The sequence below is a fragment of the Alsobacter soli genome (assembly GCF_003004785.1).
GTDB classification, from domain to species: Bacteria; Pseudomonadota; Alphaproteobacteria; order Rhizobiales; family Beijerinckiaceae; genus Alsobacter; species Alsobacter soli.
Window position 1 is genome coordinate 28697 of record NZ_PVZS01000023.1, and the last position, 22702, is coordinate 51398.

At 67.2% G+C, this 22702-nt stretch carries 20 protein-coding genes; 8 read left to right on the top strand and 12 right to left on the bottom strand.

Features of this window, described 5'->3' with window-relative positions; genetic code table 11:
• Positions 1-100: 100 nt before the first annotated feature.
• The 3 genes from SLNSH_RS18180 to SLNSH_RS18190 form a co-directional block, all read right to left on the bottom strand.
• Complete coding sequence (locus tag SLNSH_RS18180; RefSeq protein WP_106338449.1) at positions 101-3283, bottom strand: efflux RND transporter permease subunit; 3183 nt, start codon at positions 3281-3283, stop codon at positions 101-103.
• 3 nt (positions 3284-3286) lie between these two features.
• Positions 3287-4393 carry an efflux RND transporter periplasmic adaptor subunit gene (locus SLNSH_RS18185; RefSeq protein ID WP_106338451.1) on the bottom strand — a complete coding sequence of 369 codons (1107 nt, stop codon included), beginning with the start codon at positions 4391-4393 and terminating at the stop codon, positions 3287-3289.
• Between the two features lie 229 nt (positions 4394-4622).
• Positions 4623-5234 carry a cupin domain-containing protein gene (locus SLNSH_RS18190; RefSeq protein WP_106338453.1) on the bottom strand — a complete coding sequence of 204 codons (612 nt, stop codon included), beginning with the start codon at positions 5232-5234 and terminating at the stop codon, positions 4623-4625.
• 119 nt (positions 5235-5353) lie between these two features.
• Here SLNSH_RS18190 and SLNSH_RS18195 point away from each other — a divergent pair, with 119 nt between their 5' ends.
• The 5 genes from SLNSH_RS18195 to SLNSH_RS18215 all read left to right on the top strand — a co-directional run bounded on the left by SLNSH_RS18195 (position 5354) and on the right by SLNSH_RS18215 (position 9177).
• Positions 5354-6109, top strand: a complete 756-nt coding sequence (locus tag SLNSH_RS18195; protein ID WP_106338455.1) for an ABC transporter substrate-binding protein — start codon at positions 5354-5356, stop codon at positions 6107-6109.
• 72 nt (positions 6110-6181) lie between these two features.
• Complete coding sequence (locus SLNSH_RS18200) at positions 6182-6838, top strand: amino acid ABC transporter permease (protein WP_106338457.1); 657 nt, start codon at positions 6182-6184, stop codon at positions 6836-6838.
• Positions 6835-7566 carry an amino acid ABC transporter ATP-binding protein gene (locus SLNSH_RS18205; protein ID WP_106338459.1) on the top strand — a complete coding sequence of 244 codons (732 nt, stop codon included), beginning with the start codon at positions 6835-6837 and terminating at the stop codon, positions 7564-7566. Before SLNSH_RS18200 ends, SLNSH_RS18205 begins: the two co-directional genes overlap by 4 nt.
• A gap of 7 nt (positions 7567-7573) precedes the next feature.
• Positions 7574-8866, top strand: coding sequence for an NAD(P)/FAD-dependent oxidoreductase (locus tag SLNSH_RS18210; RefSeq protein WP_106338461.1), 1293 nt, complete (start codon positions 7574-7576; stop codon positions 8864-8866).
• Between the two features lie 119 nt (positions 8867-8985).
• Positions 8986-9177 (top strand): hypothetical protein, encoded by a 192-nt coding sequence (locus SLNSH_RS18215; RefSeq protein WP_106338463.1) that lies wholly within the window; start codon positions 8986-8988, stop codon positions 9175-9177.
• A 76-nt stretch (positions 9178-9253) separates the two neighbouring features.
• Here SLNSH_RS18215 and SLNSH_RS25405 read toward each other — a convergent pair whose 3' ends face one another.
• From SLNSH_RS25405 to SLNSH_RS18235, 4 genes are all read right to left on the bottom strand, one after another.
• Entirely contained in the window at positions 9254-9946 is a 693-nt protein-coding gene (locus tag SLNSH_RS25405; protein WP_245422398.1) for a hypothetical protein, read from the bottom strand.
• Between the two features lie 244 nt (positions 9947-10190).
• The gene (locus tag SLNSH_RS18225) at positions 10191-13229 is read right to left on the bottom strand and encodes a S8 family serine peptidase (RefSeq protein WP_158266815.1); all 3039 of its coding nucleotides are present in this window, start codon (positions 13227-13229) and stop codon (positions 10191-10193) included.
• Between the two features lie 111 nt (positions 13230-13340).
• The gene (locus SLNSH_RS18230; RefSeq protein ID WP_245422399.1) at positions 13341-14645 is read right to left on the bottom strand and encodes an HlyD family type I secretion periplasmic adaptor subunit; all 1305 of its coding nucleotides are present in this window, start codon (positions 14643-14645) and stop codon (positions 13341-13343) included.
• Between the two features lie 4 nt (positions 14646-14649).
• Positions 14650-16383: a type I secretion system permease/ATPase gene (locus SLNSH_RS18235; protein ID WP_106338469.1), complete on the bottom strand. Its 1734-nt coding sequence runs from the start codon at positions 16381-16383 to the stop codon at positions 14650-14652.
• 181 nt (positions 16384-16564) lie between these two features.
• Here SLNSH_RS18235 and SLNSH_RS18240 point away from each other — a divergent pair, with 181 nt between their 5' ends.
• A complete protein-coding gene (locus SLNSH_RS18240) occupies positions 16565-17500 on the top strand; it encodes a glutaminase (protein ID WP_106338547.1) in 936 nt (311 codons plus the stop codon).
• 7 nt (positions 17501-17507) lie between these two features.
• Here the strand turns inward: SLNSH_RS18240 and SLNSH_RS18245 are convergent, their stop codons facing one another.
• Positions 17508-17696, bottom strand: coding sequence for a DUF2735 domain-containing protein (locus SLNSH_RS18245; protein WP_106338473.1), 189 nt, complete (start codon positions 17694-17696; stop codon positions 17508-17510).
• A 336-nt stretch (positions 17697-18032) separates the two neighbouring features.
• On the opposite strand from SLNSH_RS18245, the gene SLNSH_RS18250 reads away from it, so the two are divergent.
• Positions 18033-19067 carry a glutamine synthetase beta-grasp domain-containing protein gene (locus SLNSH_RS18250; protein WP_106338477.1) on the top strand — a complete coding sequence of 345 codons (1035 nt, stop codon included), beginning with the start codon at positions 18033-18035 and terminating at the stop codon, positions 19065-19067.
• Between the two features lie 606 nt (positions 19068-19673).
• On the top strand, positions 19674-20189 hold the full coding sequence (locus tag SLNSH_RS18255) for a L,D-transpeptidase (protein WP_106338481.1): 516 nt from the start codon (positions 19674-19676) through the stop codon (positions 20187-20189).
• A 54-nt stretch (positions 20190-20243) separates the two neighbouring features.
• On the opposite strand, the gene SLNSH_RS18260 is transcribed toward SLNSH_RS18255, so the two are convergent.
• The 4 genes from SLNSH_RS18260 to SLNSH_RS18275 all read right to left on the bottom strand — a co-directional run bounded on the left by SLNSH_RS18260 (position 20244) and on the right by SLNSH_RS18275 (position 22614).
• Complete coding sequence (locus SLNSH_RS18260) at positions 20244-20606, bottom strand: carboxymuconolactone decarboxylase family protein (RefSeq protein ID WP_106338485.1); 363 nt, start codon at positions 20604-20606, stop codon at positions 20244-20246.
• Positions 20607-20665: 59 nt separating this feature from the next.
• Complete coding sequence (locus tag SLNSH_RS18265) at positions 20666-20869, bottom strand: YgaP family membrane protein (RefSeq protein ID WP_196240278.1); 204 nt, start codon at positions 20867-20869, stop codon at positions 20666-20668.
• 11 nt (positions 20870-20880) lie between these two features.
• Positions 20881-22365, bottom strand: coding sequence for a cytochrome c oxidase accessory protein CcoG (ccoG, locus tag SLNSH_RS18270; RefSeq protein ID WP_106338492.1), 1485 nt, complete (start codon positions 22363-22365; stop codon positions 20881-20883).
• Between the two features lie 42 nt (positions 22366-22407).
• Positions 22408-22614 carry a hypothetical protein gene (locus SLNSH_RS18275; protein WP_106338496.1) on the bottom strand — a complete coding sequence of 69 codons (207 nt, stop codon included), beginning with the start codon at positions 22612-22614 and terminating at the stop codon, positions 22408-22410.
• Between the last annotated feature and the right edge of the window lie 88 nt (positions 22615-22702).

Below are 22702 nucleotides of genomic sequence, written 5' to 3' on the forward strand. Positions count from 1 at the left end.
ATGCAATTCGACCAGAAGCGCCAGGCGGGCTCCTCCTTCCGGATGGTCCATCGCCACCAAGGGAGGAAGCCGCCCGAGAATTCGGGCTGTCGTCGGCCCCCTACTCCGCAGCGCTGGCTCGCCGCGCAGGCTCATGCTGCGCCGTCGGCTCCGCGGGCGTGACGTGCGGACGCGTCGATGGACGAAGCCGCTCCCGAAGCGCCTGGAACAGGACGTAGAGCGGCGGAATCACGAAGATGCCGAGGAACGAGGCCAGGATCATGCCGCCGAACACGGGCGTGCCCACGTCGCGGCGCGCGATCTGGGACGCGCCGGTCGCGACCACCAGCGGGTAAAGGCCAAGGATGAAGGCCAGGGACGTCATCATCACCGGCCGGAAGCGGAGACGGGCGCCTTCCGTCGCCGCCTGCGTGAGCGGGACGCCGCGCTCCCGCTGCTCCTTCGCGAATTCGACGATGAGAATGCCGTTCTTCGCCGCGAGGCCGATGAGCACGATCATGCCGATCTGGCCGAACAGGTCGAGGGAGAGGCCCAGGCCGACGATGGCGAGGTAGGATCCCAGCAGGCCGATCGACACGGACAGGAGCACCGGGACCGGGATGGTCCAGCTCTCATAGAGCGCCACCAGGAACAGGTAGGCGAAAAGGATGGCGAAGAACAGGATCATGCCCGTCTTGCCCTCCGCCCGCTTCTCCTGGAAGGCGGTGTCGGTCCACGCGCCGGAGTAGCCGTCCGGCAACGTCGCCTTGGCGACGTCCTCCATGGCGGCGAGCGCCTGGCCCGATGATGCGCCAGGGGCCGGAGAGCCCTGGATCGTGACCGCCCTCTTGTTGTTGTAGCGGATCAGGGCTGGCGGGCCGACCGCGACGCGGGCCTCGACCAGCGATCGCAGGGGTATCATCTGCCCTGCCGCGTTGCGGACATTGATCCGGTAGATGTCGTCCACCCTGTCGCGATCTTGGGCCTCGGCCTGGATCTGCACCTGCCAGGTGCGGCCGAACAAGTTGGTGTCGTTGATGTAGAGGCCCCCGAGCGAAGCCTGCAGCGCCTGGAACACGTCGCTGAGCGCGACCCCGAGCACCTGCGCCTTGTCGCGGTCGATGTCGAGGTACACGGACGGGTTGCTGGCCGAGTAGGTGCTGAACACCCGGGACAGCTTCGGGTCCTGGTTGGCGGCGACCACGAGGCCACGCAGCACCTGAGCCAGGGCTTGCGGGTTGCTGGCTCGGAGATCCTGCAACACGTAAGTGAAGCCCCCGCCGGTACCCAGCCCAATGATGGGCGGCGGCGCCATCGGGGCGACGCGGCCCTCCGGGATCTGCCTGAACTTCTCGGCCAGCCGCGCCATCGTGCCCGCGGCGGAGAGGGCTGCGCCCTTTCGCTCTTCGAATGGCTTGAGTGTGACGACAAGGAAGGCGGCGTCCGGCTGCGAGTAGCTGTCGATGAAGTTGAGGCCGATGATGGAGGTGAAGTCCTTCACGGCGGGATCATCGCGCAGGATGCCCTCGGCCCGTCGCACCACGTCCGACGTCCGGACCACAGAAGCGCCGCCGGGCAGTTGCACGACGACGAAGAGAGCGCCCTGATCGTCCTCCGGGAGGAACCCGGTCGGCGTCACCCTGCTCAGGCCGAAGATGCCGGCGCCTGCCGCGGCCACGCAAACCAGGCCGATGACGGACACCCGCACCAGCCGCGCCACGATCGCGCCGTAGCGGTCGCGCACCCAGTCGATGCCGCGCATGACGGCGCCCATGGGTCCCCTGTGAGGCCCGTGCTGCGGCTTCAGGAGAACGCCGCACAAGGCGGGCGACAGGGTCAGGGCGTTAACCGCCGAGAGCGCCATGGCGACCGCGACCGTCACGGCGAACTGGCGAAAGAGTTCGCCGGAGATGCCCGGGATGAAAGCCACGGGCACGAAGACGGACAGCAGCACGAGCGTGATGGCGATGATCGGCGCGGTGATCTCCGCCATGGCCTTCTTGGTCGCGTCCGCCGGCGACAGGCCAGGATTCTCCTCCATCACGCGTTCGACGTTCTCGACCACCACGATGGCGTCGTCGACCACGATGCCGATCGCCAGCACGACGGCCAGGAGGGACACGGAATTGGCCGAGTAGCCGATGGCGTTCAGGGCGATGAAGGCCCCGATCAGGCTGACCGGCACGGCCAGCATGGGGATCATGGTCGCGCGGAAGTTGCCGAGGAAGAGATAGACGACGATCACGACCAGGATGAAGGCCTCGATCAGGGTCTTCTGCACTTCGTGGATGGTGTCCTTCACGAAGACGGTCGGGTCGTAGGTCACCGTCCAGGAAAGGTCTTCCGGGAAGGACGCCGAGAGTTCGCCCATGCGCTTGCGCACGGCCTCGAGCGCCTGGATCGCGTTGGCGCCCGGGGTCTGGTAGAGCGCGAGGACGGCCGCGGGGCCGCCATTAAACCGGGTCTCCCGGTCGAGGTTCGCCGCGCCGAGCTCCAGGCGCGCCACATCGGACAGGCGCAGCACGGAGCCGTCCGGGTTGGTGCGCAGGACGATCTTGCCGAAATCCTCGATGGAGGTCAGACGCCCCTTGGTCTGCAGATTGAGCTGGAGTTGCTGTTCATTGGAGATCGGCCGCGCCCCGATCCGTCCGACCGCCGCCTGGACGTTCTGGGACTGGATCGCCTTGACCAGGTCGCCGGAGGTCAGGCCCAGGCCGGTGAGGCGGTCCGTCCGGATCCAGGCGCGGACGGCGTAGTCCTGGGGTCCCCACAAGCTCGCGTCGCCCACGCCGGGCGTGCTTTTCAACTCATCGAGGATGTTGATGGTGACGTAGTTCGAGATGTAGAGCGGGTCGTAGGTCCCCTTCGGCGAGTACACGGCCAAGACGCCGAGCAGCGCGGAGGACTTCTTCTTGACCGTCACCCCCTGCTTCTGCACGTCCTGCGGCAGCTTCGAGAGCGCGGCCTGGACGCGGTTGTTCAGCTTGACCGTGTTGGTGTCCGGGTCCGTTCCGAGCTCGAAGGAGCCGACCAGCGAATAGCTGCCGTCGTTGCCGCTGACGCTTTTCATGTACATCAGACCGTCGACGCCCACGACCTGGGCCTCGATCGGCTGTGCCACGGTGGCGTCCACGACCTCGCCGGACGCGCCCGGGTAAAGGGTGGTCACCGAGACCTGCGGCGGGACGATGTCGGGATACTGGGCGATCGGGATCGCCAGCAAGGAGAGCACGCCGGCGATGACCGTGACGATCGAGATGACGATCGCCATGCGCGGGCGATCGACAAAAATCGCGGAAAGCATGGGTCAGCCTCCCGCTTGCGGGATGGTCTGAGGCCGCGCGACGACCGGGGCGCCAGGGCGAAGCGTCTGCATGCCCTCGACGACCACAAGTTCGCCGCCATCCAGGCCCGAGGCCACGATCGCGTTCTGCCCCTCGGAGCCGCCCAACTTCAGCCGCCGCGTGACAGCCTTGCCGTTGTCCACCACGAACACGTAGACGCCGCCCTGGTCGGCGATCAGCGCGCTCTGCGGAACGAGCACGCGCTCCTGGGGCGCCCCCGTGCGCACGTCGACGCGCACCAGCTGGCCGTCGGTCAGGAGCCCCTTGGGGTTGGGCAGGTCGGCGCGCACCGTGATGGTGTCGGTGCCCCGGTCGACGCTCACGTCCAGGAAATTGATGAGCCCTCTCTCCGGATAGACGAAGCCGTCGGAAAACCGGATCTCCACCTCATGCTCGGCGCCCTTGGCCTGGCCGCCCTGGACAGCCGCCAAGTAGTCGCGCTGGCTCACCGGGAAGGTGACGTGCATGGGGTCCTCGCTGACGATTGTCGCGAGGACGCCGCTGTCCGGGCCAACGATGTTGCCCTTGGTGACGGCCGTGCGGCCGATGCGGCCGGCGATCGGCGACACGATATCCGTGTAGCCCAGGTTGATGTTGGCCTTGTCGAGCGTCGCCTGGCTCGTGATGACCGCTCCCCGGGCCTGCGCTTCCTGAGCCACGGCCTGGTCGCGGCTTTGAACGCTGCCGGCGTTCTTGGCCAGCAGCGTCTCTGCGCGCTGCCGGTCGAGCCCGGCGAGCGTGAACGACGCTTTCGCCCGCTCCAGATCGCCCTGGGCCTGCTCCACGGCGGCGGCGAATTCAGACTTGTCGATCCGATAAAGCGGGGCGCCTGCCGCGACCCGGTCGCCCTCCTTGAAGAGCACCGCCTCCAGCATGCCCTTCACCCGGGCCCGGATCTCGACCCGTTCCGGCGCCTCGATTCGGCCGACGAACTGGGCCGTCTGGCTGACCGGCTTGCGCTCGGCCGGGGCCGTGGTGACTGGCACGGCCTGCTGGGCCTGCGCGTGGCCCGACGTGACGGCTGCAAGGAGAACGCACGCGAGAACCCGACCGGATGCGCCATGCCTCATCGCCCGCTCCTCGCCTGCTCGCTCTCATCGCGGCCGTGCTCCAGGATTGAGCTACCGCGACCGGCGCCGGGTGCGACTGAGCCGCCTCAAGTTTTCCTCGGTCGCGGCGCAAGCTTCAGCGATAGTTTAAAAAAGGCAAGACACAATTTGCGCGAGCGTTTCCTGGCGAAGAAAAGTTATCGCGTGAAAGGGCGCGGGTTGGACCGCGGCTTGGTCCCCTGGCGCGGGATCAGACAGGCTCCGACACGTTGACCCACAGAACGCGCGCAGTTACGGCGCCTGGATTGCGGAAGCGATGGGGCCGGCCGCTTGCGAAGCGGAAGCTGTCGCCCGTCTGCAGGCGCCAGGTTCGGTCCTCGACGGTGAGCTCCATCTCGCCTTCGAGAATGAGGCCCGCCTCTTCGCCCCCGTGGACGTAAAGGTCCTCGCCCGAAGCCCCGCCGGGCTGGAGAACGACCTCGTATAGGTTCAACCGGCTTCCCCCGGGAGGAGACAGCAACTGCTTCTCCATTCCGGTCCCCCTCAGGCCGAGGCTGCCTCGCTCGGCGCGGCGGACCACGATCGAGTCGCTCGCCGTGTCCACTGCGCCCGTGCGGAACAGTTCGGCGTACGTGATGCCGAGCGGCGCTGCGATGGTGGTGAGAACCCGCAGCGAGGGCGAGGAAATGCCGCGCTCGACCTGGCTGAGATAGCCGATCGAGAGCCCGGTCTGGGCCGCGACCTCGGTCAGGCGCAGGCCCTTTGCGCGCCGAAGCGAGCGAATGCGCGCTCCGATCTCTGCGTCGGTGGCCTGCGCCTGCGCGGCGCCTTGGAAATCCTGTTCGGCAATCTCGTTCGGCATGCGGATCCAGTGGGAAAGCGGCTTGCGTCGCCGGAAACACCATGCAACATTTTTCATATAAGTGAAATTCGCGATGCGAAAGCGGCCGGAAGCCGTTCCATCCACTGGGGGAGCTGACCATGATGCTGAAGCGCTTCGTCACCGGAATCGCCGCCGCCGCGGCTCTCTTCGCCGCCCTGCCCGCCTCGGCGCAGCAGACCTACAAGGTGGGCTCGACGCCCACAGGCACGCCCTTCACCTTCCTGGACACCAAGACCAACACCATCCAGGGAATTATGGTCGACCTCATCACGGCCATCGGCAAGGAGGCCGGCTTCCAGGTCCAGGTCGAGCCCATGCAGTTCTCGACCCTGATCGCGGGCCTGAACGCCAACAAGATCGATATCATCGCGGCCGCCATGTACATCACGCCGGCGCGCCAGGAGGCGGTCGACTTCTCGGCCCCGGTGTACACCTATGGCGAGGGACTGTTCGTGGCCAAGTCCGACACCAAGGACTACACCAAGCTTGAGGACCTCAAGGGCGAGGTCGTCGGCGCCCAGGTAGGCACCGCTTATGTCGAGCCGCTGAAGAAGAGCGGGCTCTTCGCCGACGTGAAGATCTATGACACCATCCCCGACATCATGCGGGACGTGAATGCGGGTCGCATCAAGGCGGGCTTCGCCGACCTGCCGATCGTGGCCTACAACCTCCAGCTGGGGAACTTCCCGGACGTGCGCCTCGCCAAGGGCTACAAGTCCCAGATCGTCGGGTCGGTGGGCATCGGCGTCCGCAAGACGGACGGCGAGTTGCTGAAGAAGATCAACACGGCCCTGGCGAAGCTGCAGGGTGACGGCACGGTGAAGAAGATCCTCGCCAAGTGGGGCCAGGAGTAAGGCGCACGCCTTGCCACCGTCCCGGGCGCCGGCGCGCCCGGGACGCGCCGTCCGCCTGCTTCCGAGACCATCATGCAACGCTTCATCCAGGACTCGATCGAGTTCCTGCCCATCCTGCTTGAGGGCGTGAAGTACACGCTCCTCGTCACCGCCGGATCCCTCGTCCTCTCCACCATCCTGGGCCTGGTCTGGGCCCTGATGCGCGTATCAGGCGTCAAGGTCCTCGACCGGATCAGCCGGACCGTGATCAATGTGATCCGCGGCATCCCGATCATCGTCCAGCTGTTCTACATCTACTTCGTGCTGCCGGACTTCGGCATCGCGCTGTCGGCGCTCAGCGCGGCCATCATCGGCCTCGGCATCGCCTACTCGGCCTATCAGTCCGAAAACTTCCGGGCCGGCATCGAGGCCATCGACCACGGCCAGGTCGAGGCGGCGCAGTCGCTCGGCATGGGCTGGTTCATGACCATGCGCCGCGTCATCCTGCCCCAGGCGGTGAAGATCGTCCTGCCGCCCTACGGCAACATCATGATCATGATGCTGAAGGACAGCTCCCAGGCTTCCACCATCACGGTGGCGGAGCTGGCCCTGCAAGGTAAGCTGATCGCCTCCGCCACCTTCAAGAACTCGACCGTCTTCACTCTCGTGGCGCTGCTCTACCTGGTGATGAGCATCCCGCTGATCCTGCTCGTCGGGCGTCTGGAAAAGAACATGGGAACGCGGCGATGATCGAGCTGCGCGACGTCCACAAGAGCTTCGGTTCCAACCGGGTCATCCGCGGCATCTCCGCCACGGTCGCCAAGGGCGAGGTGGTGTGCATCATCGGACCGTCGGGATCGGGCAAGTCCACCATCCTGCGGTGCATCAACGGCCTGGAGACCTATGACCAGGGCGAGATCCTGGTGGAGGGCATCAAGGTCGACCGCGCGCAGCGGTCCATCATCGACATCCGCACGCGAGTCTCGATGGTGTTCCAGCGCTTCAACCTGTTCCCGCACCGGACGGCCCTGGAGAACGTGATCGAGGGGCCCATCTTTGTGAAGAGGGAGCCGCGGGCGCAGGCTGTCGCCCACGGGCGCGAGTTGCTGGCCCGCGTGGGGCTGGCGGACAAGGCCGACGCCCACCCGCCCCAGCTCTCGGGCGGGCAGCAGCAGCGCGTCGCCATCGCGCGCGCGCTCGCCATGCGTCCCCACGCCATCCTGTTCGACGAGCCCACCTCGGCGCTGGACCCGGAACTCGTGGGGGAAGTGCTGGCGGTCATGCGCCGCCTCGCCGAGGAGGGCATGACCATGGTGGTCGTCACGCACGAGATGGCCTTCGCGCGCGAGGTGGCCGACCGCGTGCTGTTCATCGACGGGGGCGTGATCGTCGAGCAGGGCCCCGCCCGCGAGCTGCTCACCAACCCTCGCCATCCCCGGACGCAGGACTTTCTGCGCCGCGTGCTGAACCCGATCTGAGGTCGTCATGAGCGCTGCAGCTTTTCCGCTGGACCCGTCCCTGTGGCACGCGACCGCCGCGCCCGCGCCGGACTGCCCTCCCCTGGACAAGGATGTCGAGGTCGACGTCGCCATCGTGGGCGGAGGCTACGCCGGCCTGTCCACGGCGCTGCACCTGGCAGAGCGCGGCGTGGGCTGCATCGTGTTGGAGGCGCGCGAGCCCGGCTGGGGCGGATCGGGCCGCAATGGCGGCCAGGTGATTCCGGGCCTCAAATATGACCCGGACGAGATGGTGGAGAAGTTCGGCCCGGAAGCCGGAAAGGCGCTGACGGCCTTTGCGGCATCAACGGCGGACACCGTCTTCGAGCTCATCGCCAAGCATCAGATGAACGTGCCGCATGTCCGCAACGGCTGGATCCAGGGCGCCCACATCCCCTCCATGATCGAGACCGCGAAGAAGCGCTCCGCCCAATGGGCGGCGCTGGGGGCGAACACGGAATTCTTCGACAAGGCGAAAACCGACGAGCATCTCGGAACGGACGTCTACCTCGCCGGTTGGATCGACCGTCGCGGCGGCGCCGTGCAGCCGCTCAGCTATGCGCGCGAACTTTGCCGGGCGGCCCAGCGGGCCGGAGCGGTGGTGCACGGACAGACGCCCGTGGCGGGTCTCTCGCGGGAAGGCTCCAAGTGGAAGGTGAAGACGGCCCAGGGCCGGACGGTGACGGCCGGCAAGGTCGTGCTGTGCACGAACGGCTACACGAAGGACTACTACCCCAAGCTCGCCAGGACGGTGATCGCGCCGAACTCGTACCAGGTGGCGACCGAGCCGCTCAGCGACAACGTGCGCAAGAGCATCCTGCCCTACGGCCAGGTGAGCTCGGACACCCGGCAGCTGCTGCTCTACTTCCGGCTCGATCATGAGGGCCGCCTCCTCATGGGCGGGCGCGGGCCGTTCCGGGAGCCGAACGACAAGAGCGACTGGGCGCACCTGGAGCGCGTGATCGCGCGCATGTTCCCCGCCGCCAAGGAAGCGCCGATCCATTATCGGTGGTGCGGGCGCGTCGCTGTGACCCGAGACTTCCTGCCGCATCTGCACGAGCCGGAGCCGGGCCTCATCGTCAACATCGGCTGCATGGGCCGTGGCGTTGGCTTGGAGTCCACCATGGGCAAGGCGCTCGCCGCCTATGCCGCGACGGGCGACCGAAAGACGCTCCCGTTCCCGGTCACGCCCGTACGGACGATCCCGTTCCATGGCCTCAACCGGGCCTATGTGGCCGCGGTGGTCACCTATTACCGGATGCGGGACGCCGGGCTCGCCTAGGGCGTTCTGCGCGGGCCTGACGCCGCACAGGCGTGAAGCGCCTTTTTCTGGTATGGTCGACGTCGGCCCGCGGCTCGACCCTGGGCCGCCGACGCGACCATCGGGACCGGAGGCGCAGCATGGCCAAGGCACCTGGCAGGCAGGAGGAAGAGCGGGAGTCCAAGCCCGGAGAAGCGAAGCCCGCTCCCATGGATCCCGTCCAAGAAGCGGACGAGGAGTCGTTTCCCGCCAGCGATCCGCCGGCCTGGACCGGGACGACCGGCGCCGCGGCGCCGGACCACCCGAAGCCGCGCAAGCCTCGCAAGGACTGAGCGCCAACGCCCAGCTTTGCGGGACGAAAAAAGGCCGCTCCAGGGGGAGCGGCCTCAACGGTGGGGCCTGTGTCCGTCAATACCTGCGGAAGTGATGGCCGCCGCCGTGAACGCCGCCACGGAAGCCGACCGTGTGGACGCTACCCGCGCGGACGCTGCCGGTGCGGAAGCCCGCCGGATACCCGACGCGCACCGAGCGCGTGCTGTAGGCGAAGCGCTGATGGTAGGCGCGGTGACCGTAGTAGGCGTGGCGCACGACGCGCGGGCCGCCCCAATAGGCTACCCGCCGCCCGTAATAGGCGTGACGGACGACCCGCGGCCCGCCCCAATACGCGACGCGAGGACGGTAGTAGGTCCGGCGAACCACGACGGTCGAAGGCGCATAGACCGGCTCGTAGCTGTAAGCCGGCGCCGGGCCATAGTCGACGACGGTCGTCCCGTAGCCATAGGCGGGATATGCGCCGTAGGCCGGGTAGCCATAGGTGGGGTAGCCATAGCTCACCGGCGCGTAATCATAGCCATAACCGTAGGCTGGCGCCGCCAGGGCGGAACCGATGGTCGCGCCGACGATGCCGGCCGCCAGGCCAGCGCCCCAACCGCCGCCCCATCCCCAACCGCGATGGCCCCAGCCGCCACGGTACCCGCCCCAGCTTCCGTGGTGGCCGCTCCAGCCGCCGTGGCCGAAGCGCACCTGAGCCGAGGCTTCCGTCGTCGCGAGCGGGCTCAAGGCCAACAGCGACGCGGCCGCAAGCAAACACACTTTCTTCATGGCCGAACTCCCATGTTCAGATGCCGTAAAGAACAGGGTTAACGGGCCCAAGTTCCCGGCTGAACGGAAGAACGGCGCACAAAGTCGAGAGCGTCGGTCTGCGGGCGGACCATCCCGCCCCGCGCAGGAAATACAGCGCGCGCACCGCGAGGGCGGCGTTCTTGCGCCCTTGCAGCGCTTGCGCGCGTCTTCTTTGCGTCGGAATGGGAGAGATCGGCGGCCCTGGCCAGGCCGCCGTTGCGCGTCAGGCGAACATGAAATCCGACGACGCCAGCAGCGTCTTCTGGTTCAGGAGGGTGATCGTGTCAGACCCGATGCTGATGATCTCGGTCGTGCCGCTCAGGGCCATGCTGACCCCCGCCAACGACTTGAGGCCCAAGCCCGCCAGGTTGATCTTGTCCTGGCCGGCGGTGAAATCAGTGATGAGGTCCTTGCCGAAGCCCGCAGCCGTGAACTTGAAGATGTCGTAGCCGGAGCCGCCCGTCAGGGTGTCGTTGCCTGCGCCGCCGATGAGCGTGTCGTTGCCCGCCCCGCCATCGATCTGGTCGGCCAGCAGGCCTCCCGTGAGCGTGTCGTTGTAGGCCGTGCCCTTCACGACCTCGAAGTTCAAGGCGGAGACCACCACCGTCCCGTCGGCTGACTGCCCCGCTCCGGTCTGGAGGCTGAAGGCGATCGCATTCGTCAGCTGCGAAAAATCGAGCGTATCTGACCCGAGGCCTCCATCCGCCACGACGCGTCCGGGTGCGTTCACGAATACGTGGTCGTCGCCCGCGCCGCCGAGCAGGGTGTCGGATCCACCGCCGCCGGAGATCCAGTCCGCGCCAGCGCCGCCGTCCAGGAGATTGGCGGCCGCGTTGCCCCGCAGGGTGTCGTTGTACGCCGATCCGGTGACGTTCTCGATAGTCTTCAGGACGTCTCCGGCCGCGTCCCCGCCGAGTTGGGAAGCACGGTTGAGGTCGACGTCGACCGCGGCGGTCGAGGACGCGTAGGTGGCGGTGTCGACACCCGCCCCGCCGTCGAGCACGTCGGCGCCGCCCCGGCCTTCCAGGATGTCATTGCCGTCCCCGCCCGAGATGACGTTCACCCCGGCGTCGCCCCGCAGAACATCGGCGTAAGCCGAACCGGTCAGGTTCTCGACGTTCTTGAGCACGTCGCCCTGGGCGAAGCCATAGAGCTGGGAGGCGCGGGTGAGATCCACGTCGACGCCCGCGGTGGACAGGCCATAGTGCACGGTATCCAGTCCCGTGCCGCCGTCGATGGTGTCGCCGCCGCCTGACCCGAAGATCGTGTCATTGCCCCGCATGGCGTAGATCTGGTTGGCGACGTCCGTCCCGTAGATGACGTCCGCGCCGTCGCCCGTGACCACGTTCTCGATCTGCGTATCTGCTGCAATGGTGAAGAACTTGGCGCCGTTCACGGTCTGAGTGGCGCCGGCATGCAGGTCGATCACCGCGTTGCCGGCGATGGCGCCCATGTCGATCCAGTCGCTGCCGCCGTTCACGTCGTGCAGGACGGTGCGGCTCGCGTCGAGGGCGGCCACCTTCGCGAACTCGTCCGTGTAGTGATAGACGTCATTCGCCGTGACGGCGCCGCCGTAGATGTCGAGCTTGTAGCTGGCCACCGAGCTCGTCAGGTTGTTGCCTGCCGTGTCTGTGATGGAAACCGTCCAGTTTCCTTTGGCGTGCATGTCCCGGAACGCTTCGGACCCGAAGGTCCAGGTCCAGTTGCTGACGGCCTCCGCGCCATCCACGTTGTTCTGCGGGTTGAGCACGATGGACTGATAGCCGTCCGGCGAAACCAGCTTGATCCGGAGGTCGTTGACGTTGCCGGAGCTCAGCGTGAGCGTGAGGTCGACGTGCTCCGCCCGGACATCCTTGTCTACCGCGACCGTGAAACTGGTGGTCTGGTTATCGAGCACCGTCTTGCCGACAGCGCCGGCGTAAGAGAGCTTCTGCTCATTCGCAGAGGTGGCTGCGGCCGGGTTGAACAGGCTCCAGACCTCCGCGAGGCGGGCCGCCGTGTACGCGTCGATCTGGCCGAAGCCGACATCGTTCGAGAAATGCATCCCGCCGCCGTTCCAGTCGGTGGCCCTGTTGATAGTCCACCCGAATTGCCAATAGGGGTTGACGGGAACGCCGCCCGTCAGCTTCGCTTGGCCGGTCGCGTCGGCGGACAGGGCCATGATCTCCTGCACGTCGCGCCAGCCGAGGTTGGGGTTGGCCTGCAGCATGAGCGCGGCTACGCCGGACACGATGGGAGCGGCCCCCGAGGTGCCGCCAAAGCTCGCCGTGTAATTGCCGCTCGAATACCCCCCTGCGCCGGTGACGTCTTCCGTCCAGAGCCCCTTGTACCCGCCGTTCGAAGGCGCGGAGACGAGGACGTCGGCTCCGCGAGTCGAGTAGAAGGAGACGTCCCCGGTGTCGGCGATAGCGCCTACTGTGATGGTATAGCGGGTGGCCGCGAATTCCTGGGCGTTGCCGTCCGTATGATCCAGGCCGTCGTTGCCGGCGGACTCGACGATCACCACGCCCTTGCCGTTGCGCCCGTATTGGACGTCATACGCAAGCGCGTTGACCAGGGCCGTTCCGAAGGAGCCGGCGCCCAGCGGGTCGGCGAAGCGGTCCACCCAGCCCCAGGAATTGTTGATCACGTCGAAATTGGCCGCGGCGCCCTGGATGATCGGGATCATGCCCGAGCCCGATCCCGAACCCGTGAACACGTTTTCGGAAGTCACCTTGGCCCCGAAGGCGACGCCGACCGCCTGGCTGTCGACCTTGCCGGCGATGAGGCCGGCGACCGCCGTGCCATGGACGGCATGGCCGACGGCGTCCTCCTTGACACCATTGATCGTGAGTTCGCGGGAGGCGTCGTAGTTGATCGTGGCGGTCTTATCGACGCCCTCGTCGTAGACGCCGACCCGGACGCCGGCGCCCGTGTAATCGTCCCAGACGCGCTGCACCCCAATGGTGGTCAGATGCCATTCCTTGCTGGCCGTAGCGCTGCCGGGGGCGAGCGCAGCGGGCGTGAACAGGCCGCCCATGGCGGGAGCGCCTGCTGCGGGCAACTCGAATGCCGCCCCCGTGGCGGGCCCGGAAGCGGGCGCGACCTCTTGCTGCGAGCACGGGCGCCGGCCAAGGATCAGCGCAAGATCAAGCCCAATCGCATCCTCGCCCGCGGCGATCGTGGCGGGGCTCAGCCAATCCTGGCCAGCAGCGTCATCGCCCGGTTCGGCCTGACCCCTGAAGTAACGATGATCCAGCTTGTTGGACGCGAACGCAGCCATGGACAGCCCCCTGTTCATTGGAGAGCACAATGCCAGCAGGCCGTTGCAGGTCGTTGATGGATTTTGCTTGGATTTTATCGTTTGACAGCGTGGGAGGGCTCCGACCGCGACCTAGAACTCCCGCATGCCCCTGCGCAGGGCATCCGTGAAAGGCTGGACGAGATAGGCCAACACCGTCCGCTCTCCGGTGGAGACGACCACCTCGGCGGGCAAACCGGGGATCAGTTTCCGTCGCAGTTCTGATGGAAAGGAGTCCACGCGGACGGAGACGCGGACCTCGTAATAGGGCTGCCGGGTGAGTTCATCGCGCACGGCGTCGGCCGAAACCGCGCGAACCTCACCGAGTGCGATCGGCGTCGACCGCGATTTCAGGGCCGGGATCCGCACCTCCGCCGGGAGGTCCGGGTGAACATGGGTCACGTCGATGGGCTGCACGCGCGCGGACACGACGAGCGTGTCGTCGTCCGGCACAATCTCCATCAGCGTCTCGCCGGGGCGCACGACGCCCCCGACCGTGAACACCCTCCTGTTCACGATGCGGCCGCTCTTGGGCGCGCGCACGTCCGAGCGCTGAAGGGCGTCTTGCGCCACCGTCAGCCGATCCTTCAGATCCGAGATGGTGGAGCGGACGGATGAGAGCCGGGCCGAATTCTCCTCCCGCGCCTTGCGCAGGATGCCGGCGATCTGTAACTGGGCCTCCTGGATCACCCGCTCCTGCCGGTCCCGTTCCGCGACGAGCTGGCCTGTCCTGCCATCCTGCTCCACCTTCGCGCGCTCGATCTGACGGATTCGGGGCGCGGCCACGAGGCCCTTGTCCATCAGCGGGCGGACTTTCTGGATCTCGTCCTCGAAGGAGGCCGATTGCGCCCTGGACGCAGCGAGCTGGGCATCGAGCCCCCGCATCTGCTGTTCCGATTGGGCGATCCTCTCCTGCAGCACGGCGACCTCGTTGCGGCGGGATTCGCGTCGATCCACGAAGATGCGCGCCTGGTCGGCCACGGCCCGCCTGACTTCCTCGCCGGCGTCGGAGGCCGTCAACTCGGGGCCGAAGTCGACTGCATCCGCTCCATCGAGCTCGGCCATCAATCGGCGCTCCTCGGCTTGCGCAGCGAGCAACTGATTGCGCGCGGTCGCGACAGCGGCTCGCGCCTGAACCGGGGCGATGCGCAGCAGCACCTCGCCTTCGGAGACCCGGCGGTCGTCGTCCACGAGGATCTCCGAGACGATGCCGCCTTCCAGGTGCTGCACCACCTTGCGGTCGTTCTCGACCACGATGCTGCCTAAGGCGATCACGGCGCTGTCGAGCTTGGCCGTGGCTGCCCAGCCGCCGAATACGCCGAAAGTAAGCGCAATCACCGCGAAGCCGGCCGCCATGGGGCGCGACCAGTCTCCGGCAGGCCTGGGCGCCGCATTCATGACGTCATCCATGTTGCGCGGCCCGGCGCGGCGCCGCCATGGGCGCAGCCGCGACATTGGGCCCGAGGATCAGGGGCATAAGCAGGTCGCGCGGGCCTTCCCTGAGCACCTTCCCGTCATGCATCACCAGGATGCGATCCACGACGGCGAGCAGGCTGGGCTTGTGCGTGACGACGATGACGGTCCGCTTGGCCGCCCTCAGCCGCTGGATGGCGTCAACCAAGGCCTGGTCCCCCTCCCCGTCCAGGTTCGAGTTCGGTTCATCGAGCACCAGCACGGCGGGGTCGCCGTAGACGGCGCGGGCGAGGCCGACCCGCTGCCGCTGGCCGCCCGACAACGCCACGCCGTCTTCCCCGACGGGGGTCTGGTAACCCGCCGGCAGCCGCTGGATCACGCCGTGAGCCGAGGCCATCTCGGCCGCGGCGACCACCCGGGCGTCTTCCAGGGCGCCGAAGCGCGCGATGTTCTGCGCGACCGTGCCGGCGAACAGCTCGACGTCCTGGGGCAGGTAGCCCAGGGCGCGGCCGATCTGGTCGGGGTCGAAGTGCTCGAGTTGGTTGCCATCGAAACGGATAGAGCCGCCGGCCGCCGGCCATGCGCCAACGATGGCCCGGGCGAGCGAGGACTTGCCCGACCCGGTCGGGCCCACGATGGCCAGGACGTTGCCGGGCGAGAGCTCGAAGGATGCTCCGGCCACCACGGGGGCGCGCGTTCCCGGGGCGCGCACGACGAGATTCTCGACGGACACCCTTCCGGTCGGCTCGGGCAGGCGAAGCGTCGCCGGCCGTGGCGGGTTCTCGTCGAAGGCGCGCGACAGGCGCTCGTAGGCCGCGCGGGCGGACACAAAGGAGCGCCAATGCGCGACCGCCTGCTCCACGGGCGCGAGCGCGCGGCCCATGATGAGCGAGGACGCGAACATCACGCCGCCGGACACCTCCTGGCGAATGACCAGCCAGGCCCCGACGGCCAGCACGCCCACCTGCAGGACGGCCCGAAGGAACTTGGACAGGGCCAGGATCAGGCCGCCGACGTCGTTGGCCCTCACCGAACGCGACAGGCTCTCCTCGTGACGTCGGCGCCAGAGGTCCCGGATGGCGGGGGCCATGCCAAGGCCGCGGATGGCCTCCGCGTTGCGAAGGCTGGACGCCAGGCTGTCATGGGACGCCGCGCCATGCGCCGCCGCCCCCACGAGCAGAGTCTTGGTGAGCCTCTCGTTCCACCACGCCAGCCCGAAGAGGACGGCCGCGCCCAGCGCGGAGACCAGCCCCACGAGCGGGTGGAGCATGAAGCAGACAACAAGGAAAACTGGCGCCCAAGGCGCGTCCAGGAGCGTCACCAGCGCGGGGCCGCTCACGAACTCGCGCACTGTGTCCACGTCACGGACCACATGCGCGTGCTGCCCGCCGCGATTGCGCAGCGCGCCTGCCAGCGCGGCCTCGAAGGCGGGGCCGGCCAGAATGGAATCCAGCCTGACGCCAGCGCGGACCAGCACGAGGGAGCGGATCTTCTCCAGCGCGGCATAGGCGAGCAGCAGGGCTGTCGCGATCAGCGACAGCATCAGCAGGGTCGTCTCGTTCCGGGAGGTGAGGACCCGGTCGTAGACCTGCATCATGAAACCCGGCGACACGAAGACGAGCAGGTTTGCGCAGAGGGAGAAGGCGCCCACGCCCAGGATGGCAGGCCTGATCTCGTGGATCGCTCGCGCGATCGGATCATGGTGGGGACATTCGGGACGCATGCGAAGCCTGGCTGTCCGGCGTTTGCCGGTTGAGCCCACTGGACCAGAAAAAGATTAAATTCCGTTTGCGCAAATGTGGTCTCGTCGCAGCCGCCTCGCCCGGGGCGCCTGAAACTCAGCCTTGATCATCCCAGGGCGCCCGCTGCAGATGGAGAGCATGACGAGGCCAGGTTCCGACAGCATGCCAAGCGCGCCCAATCTGCAGGAAGCAGTCGCCGAGATCGCCGCCGAAATGCGTGATCGGCCGGACCGCGGCGATGTGGCGACCTACATTCCCGAACTCGCCAAGATCGATCCTGCCCGGTTTGGCCTCTGCGTCGTCGACACGACCGGCGCGGTCGCGGCGGCCGGTGACGCCGAGGAGCCCTTCTCGATCCAGAGCATCTCGAAAGTGTTCACGCTCACCCTGGCGCTCGGCATGAGCGGAGACCGCCTGTGGTCCCGGGTCGGACGCGAGCCGTCGGGCAGCGCCTTCAACTCGATCGTCCAGCTCGAGCACGAGCGCGGCGTTCCACGCAACCCGTTCATCAACGCGGGCGCGATCGCGGTGACGGATGTCATTCTGTCCGGCCACCAGCCGCGTGAGGCGCTGGGGGAGATCCTGCGCTTCGTGCGGTTCGTCTCCGACGACGAGAGCATCACCATCGACAAGGCCGTGGCGGCCTCGGAGCAGCGCACCGGCTTCCGCAACGCAGCCCTCGCGAACTACATGAAGTCGTTCGGCGTGCTCCAGAACCCGGTGGACTATACGCTCGGCGTCTACTTCCACCATTGCGCCATCGCCATGTCGTGCCGACAACTCGCGATGGCGGGGCGTTTCCTGGCGCATGAGGGTCGCAGCCCCACGACCGGGCTCTCGGTGGTGAGCCCGCAACGCGCGCGGCGCATCAACGCCATCATGCTGACCTGCGGCCATTATGACGGCTCCGGCGAGTTCGCCTATCGGGTCGGCCTGCCGGGCAAGAGCGGCGTCGGCGGGGGCATCCTGGCGATCGCGCCTGGAAAGGCCTCCATCGCAGTGTGGTCGCCGGGGTTGGACGCAGCCGGCAACTCGCACCTCGGCCGCATCGCTCTGGAGAAGCTGTCCAGGCGCATGGGCTGGTCGATCTTCGGGTAAGGCGTGGCTAGCGCCTGCGCTCCGGATCGGCCTCGCGGATCGCGGCGTCGTGGTACCAGCCCGAACCGAACTCGATTGGCGGCGGCTCCTTCGGGGCCGGCTGCTGCCCAGCAGCGGGCATGGCCCTGACGCCGGAACCAGCCCGGTTCCTGAAGGGCAGAATGACGGCCGTCTCGCGGGAACGGGGTGCGCTCATGAGAATCCCCCTCGTCAATGCATGCAGGGTAACATAGCCCGCTGCCCATCGTTCCAGCGCATTGCGGACAAAAACGCGGCGCCATGCCTATTTTTTATGCATCCATTTGGACTAGCTCCGTTCGCCTAACGCACGCCCGTCTGTCCTAGAGCCGCGACTCTGGAGGTACACGCGCAAACGCGGCCTCTCCCTGGGCTGGTTCGGCGCGAATGGAGCAGTCGCGGCCGGCTGGCATGGTTGATGCCTGAGAGGGTTTCAGCCACGGGCTACCTTTCGGTCACCCCGTCGTCTGGGAGCGCCTCCCGGCCTGCGGAACTCGTTTGAGTGGGATTGAGAATGACGAAGTACAAGCTGGAATACATCTGGCTGGACGGCTACACCCCCGTCCCGAACCTCCGCGGCAAGACGCAGATCAAGGAGTTCGACAGCTTCCCGACCCTCGAGCAATTGCCGCTCTGGGGCTTCGACGGCTCGTCCACCATGCAGGCCGAGGGCCACAGCTCCGACTGCGTGCTGAAGCCGGTCCGCATCGTCCCGGACGTCACCCGCACGAACGGCGCGGTGGTGCTCTGCGAGGTCATGATGCCCGACGGCAAGACCCCGCACGCCTCCAACAAGCGCGCCACCATCCTGGATGACGAGGGCGCCTGGTTCGGCTTCGAGCAGGAGTATTTCCTCTACAAGAACGGCCGCCCGCTCGGCTTCCCGGACTTCGGCTACCCGGCCCCACAGGGCCCCTACTACACCGGCGTCGGCTACAAGAACGTCGGCGACGTCGCCCGCCAGATCGTCGAGGAGCACCTGGACATCTGCCTGGCGGCCGGCCTCAACCACGAGGGCATCAACGCCGAGGTGGCGAAGGGCCAGTGGGAATTCCAGATCTTCGGCAAGGGCTCCAAGCGCGCCGCCGACGAGATGTGGATCGCCCGCTACTTCCTGGAGCGCCTGACCGAGAAGTACGGCGTGGACGTCGAGTGGCACTGCAAGCCGCTGGGCGACACCGACTGGAACGGCTCTGGCATGCACTGCAACTTCTCGACGTCCTACATGCGAGAAGTGGGCGGCAAGGAGTACTTCGAGGCGCTGATGGGCGCCTTCGCGGACGCCCGCGAGGACCACATCGCGGTCTACGGCCCCGACAACCATATGCGCCTCACCGGCAAGCATGAGACGGCTTCCATCCACACCTTCAGCTGGGGCGTGGCGGATCGCGGCGCGTCCATCCGCGTGCCCCACAGCTTCGTCAACAACGGCTACCGGGGCTACCTCGAGGATCGCCGTCCGAACTCCATGGGCGACCCCTACCAGATCGCCTCGCAGGTCCTGAAGACGATCGCGAGCGTCCCGACCGCCAAGTCGGCCGCGGCCTGATCCGACCAGATCCTGGAAGGATTTCCACCCGGCGCAGCCCGCCTGCGCCGGGTGTTTTGTTAGTGGCAAGCTCCAGACGGGTCACGGAGCCGCGCCTCGCTGCGCGTCCCCGCTCTCCACAGGCGGAGAAGGCACGGATTGCCAAGGCGCCCCGACGCCGCCATGCTGGCCAATGAGGCGCACGCGCGCTGCGTCTGAGGGGGCGCAACCGTAGCGGCGCCGTGGTCGGGCTCGAACGAGAAAACAAAGCCTGGCTTGAGCGCTTGGGCGACCTGGCTGTAACGGAAAGGCCGTCCTCTTCGGAGGCGGCCTTTTCGTTTCCCTGGCGGATTTGACCGGATTCGCCGGCGCGAATTTAACCAACTCAACAACCGTAGATTTCAGATCACAGCCAGCGGTAGCGCCATTCTGTTAGGCTTCACGCCGAACTGCCTCCGGCGCGCGCGCCTGAACTAGCGGATTGGGGACTTCGTGCTTCAGATCAACTTGATGAAATCCGCGTCGAGCTTTGCTGGCGTATCCTCCCTGCGTCCGCTGTCCCGCGTGGCGGCTGCAGCGGTTCTCGGGGTTCTCCTCGCTGGTTGCGTCACCCAAGGCGGAGGCCGTATGGCGGCTGGCGGCAGCGGACTCTCCCTGGAGGGGCTGCCCTTCGGGTCGGACCTCGCCCGGCGGGAGGTCGCCTACAACGGGCCCGAGCACGCGGGCACGGTTGTGGTGAGGACCAGCCAGCGCCGGCTCTACCTCGTCCAGTCGGGTGGCCGCGCGCTTCGTTACGCCATCGGCGTCGGCCGCGAGGAGGGCCTGAACTTCCGCGGTTCGGCCGTGGTCGGGCGGAAGGAGCAGTGGCCATCCTGGACGCCGACGGCGAACATGATGCGGCACATCCCACGCTATCGCGCCTATGCGGGCGGCATGCCGGGCGGGATCGACAATCCCCTCGGGGCGCGCGCGCTCTACCTATATCGGGGCGGGCACGACACGCACTTCCGCCTGCACGGAACCAACGACCCCAGCACCATAGGCCAAGCGGTGTCGAGCGGCTGCATCCGGCTCACCAACGAGGACGTGACGGACCTCTACTCGCGCGTGCCGGTCGGCGCCCCCGTGGTGGTCAAGCCCTGAAAATCAGGGCTGGCGCCCTCAGGCGCCCGCCCTCCCCCTGCTGCGCCGGACCGTTCAGCCCTTATGCTCCTGGGACCCGCCCGCAAACTGGTCGTATGCCTCGATGGCGTGGCTGGCGTACATCACGGACGGGCCCGCGCCCATGTAGACGGCCATGCCGAGGGTCTCGAGCACCTCCTCCCGCGTCGCTCCGTTCTGAAAAGCCGCCTTGGCATGGAAGGCGATGCAGTCGTCGCAACGGATCGCGACCCCAATTGCCAGCGCGACAAGCTCCTTGGTCTTGGTGTCCAGCGCGCCGGTCTTCAGGGCGGACTGGGCCATCCCGGAAAAGTGGCGCATGACGTCGGACGAGCCGGCGCGCATCTGCTTGAGCGGTTCCTGCAGCCCAGCGATCAGGTCCTGCCAATCCATGTGCATCGTCCATCACCTCCAATAGGCGCAGCGGCCCGCGGCTGCATGTCGCTGCGCGAAAGACGTCAACGCGGGCAGGTCGACAGCCCCACGATGCGGTAGACGCCGCAGGATCCAACCACCGCGCTCAGCATCGGCAGCAGGCCGAGGTAGCCGATCCAGTTCCATCCGGTCTGGGGCGCCCAGAACGGCAGCGCGAAGGCCACCATGGCCAGCCCCAGGTAAAAGCGGATGAGACGGTCCAGTCCGCCCATGTTCTTGATCATCATGGTGTCCTCGGTCAGTTGGGGATGAAGTGTTCGCGCGCCGTCGCGGCCTCGCCCGTATCGGGATCCGTGGCGCGGAAGGTGAGATCGATTGACTTGTCCGGAATGGCGCCCCTGGGCAGCGACACGGACACGCGCACCTCGCGAGTCTGGTCCGGACCGACCACGATCAGGGTTCGCCCATCCGCAGCCGGCTGGACGCCCACGACATGCACCGCCGCTCCGGACGGAGCTCCCTCCACCGCCAGAACGAACGACCGATCCACTGGGCGCTTGTTCAGGAAGCGCATGGTGTAGTCGTTGCGCACGCTGCCATCGGAAAGCCGGGTGAAGAGCGGGTTGCGCTCATGGAGCACGCTCGCCCCCATGGTCCCGCGGGTGGCGAGCGCATAGACCATGGCGCCGCCCACCAGGGCGATGAGGCCGGCGTAGAGCACCGTGCGGGCGCGCACGACCTTGTAGACCGGAGCCTTTCCCTCCTTGCGGCGCGCGATGTTGATGTCCGTGTCGTAGCCGATCAGCCGATCCGGCCTGCCGATCTGCTTCATCACGGTGTCGCAGGCGTCGATGCAGAGCCCGCACTGGATGCAGCCGAGTTGAACGCCGTTGCGGATATCGACCCCGGTCGGGCACACCGCCACGCACTGGTTGCAGTCGACGCAGTCTCCGGCAGGCAGCCCCGCCTCGCGGGCGTGCTCGGCCTTCTTCACCGACATGCGCGGCTCGCCGCGGTCACGCCGGTAGGTGACGTTCAGGGCCCACTCGTCGGTCAGCGCCGCCTGGATGCGCGGCCAGGGGCACATGTAGATGCACACCTGCTCGCGCATGTGGCCGGCGAGGGCATAGGTCGTGAAGGTGAGGATGGCGATCCAGACATAGGCCGCCCAGGGCGCCTGGAAGGTCGCGAGGTCGCGCACCAGCGTCGGGGCGTCATCGAAGTAGAGCACCCAGGCGCCGCCGGTCCACCAGGCGATCATGAGCCAGATCGTGTGCTTCAGGACCTTCTGGGAAACGACGNTGAGCCAGATCGTGTGCTTCAGGACCTTCTGGGAAACGACGTCGAGATCCCAATGGGCCTTGTCCTTCTTCATGCGCTCCCGGCGGTCGCCTTCGATCCACCGCTCGACAGCATAGAAGAGGTCCGTCCAGACGGTTTGTGGGCACAGGTAGCCGCACCAGATACGGCCGGCCACCGCATTCATGAGGAAGAGGGTCAGCGCCGCGAGGACGAGCAGGCCGGTGAAGTAGTACACCTCCTGCGGCCACAGCTCGATGAAGAAGAAGTAGAAGCGGCGGTGGGGGAAGTCCACGAGCACGGCCTGGTCCGGCAGGTTCGGTCCGCGGTTCCAGCGCACGAAGGGCAGCACATAGTACACGCCCAGCGCAAAGATCAGGATCGCCCACTTGATGCGGCGGAAAGTCCCGTGCACCGCCTGGGGATAAACCTTTTTGCGGGCGGCGTAGAGCGGGCCCTCGATGATGGTTTCGCTGTCGGCCATGGCCGTGCTCCTGGGAAAATCGACTCAGAGCGCTCGCCGGTTTCAGGCGCGGGCCGCCACGGCGCCCTGGATCTTGCGCGCAACGAGCGCGGCGAGCGGGGCGGCCAGGATGAAGCCTGCCGCTGCAGCGTACGGGATGAGCTTCATCCCCTGGTCGTAGAGGCTCGGTACGGTGAGGACGACCAGCACGAGGCTGCCGGCCAGGGCCGTGCCGAGCATGATCCAAACGAGAACTGCGATCTTGAGCATGGCGGTCTCCCTTGTTGGGCGAGTCCGCCGGACGGGGGCTCCGGCCTTCCGGACCCGAGTCGGGGTCCGTACTCAAACCTAGATATTC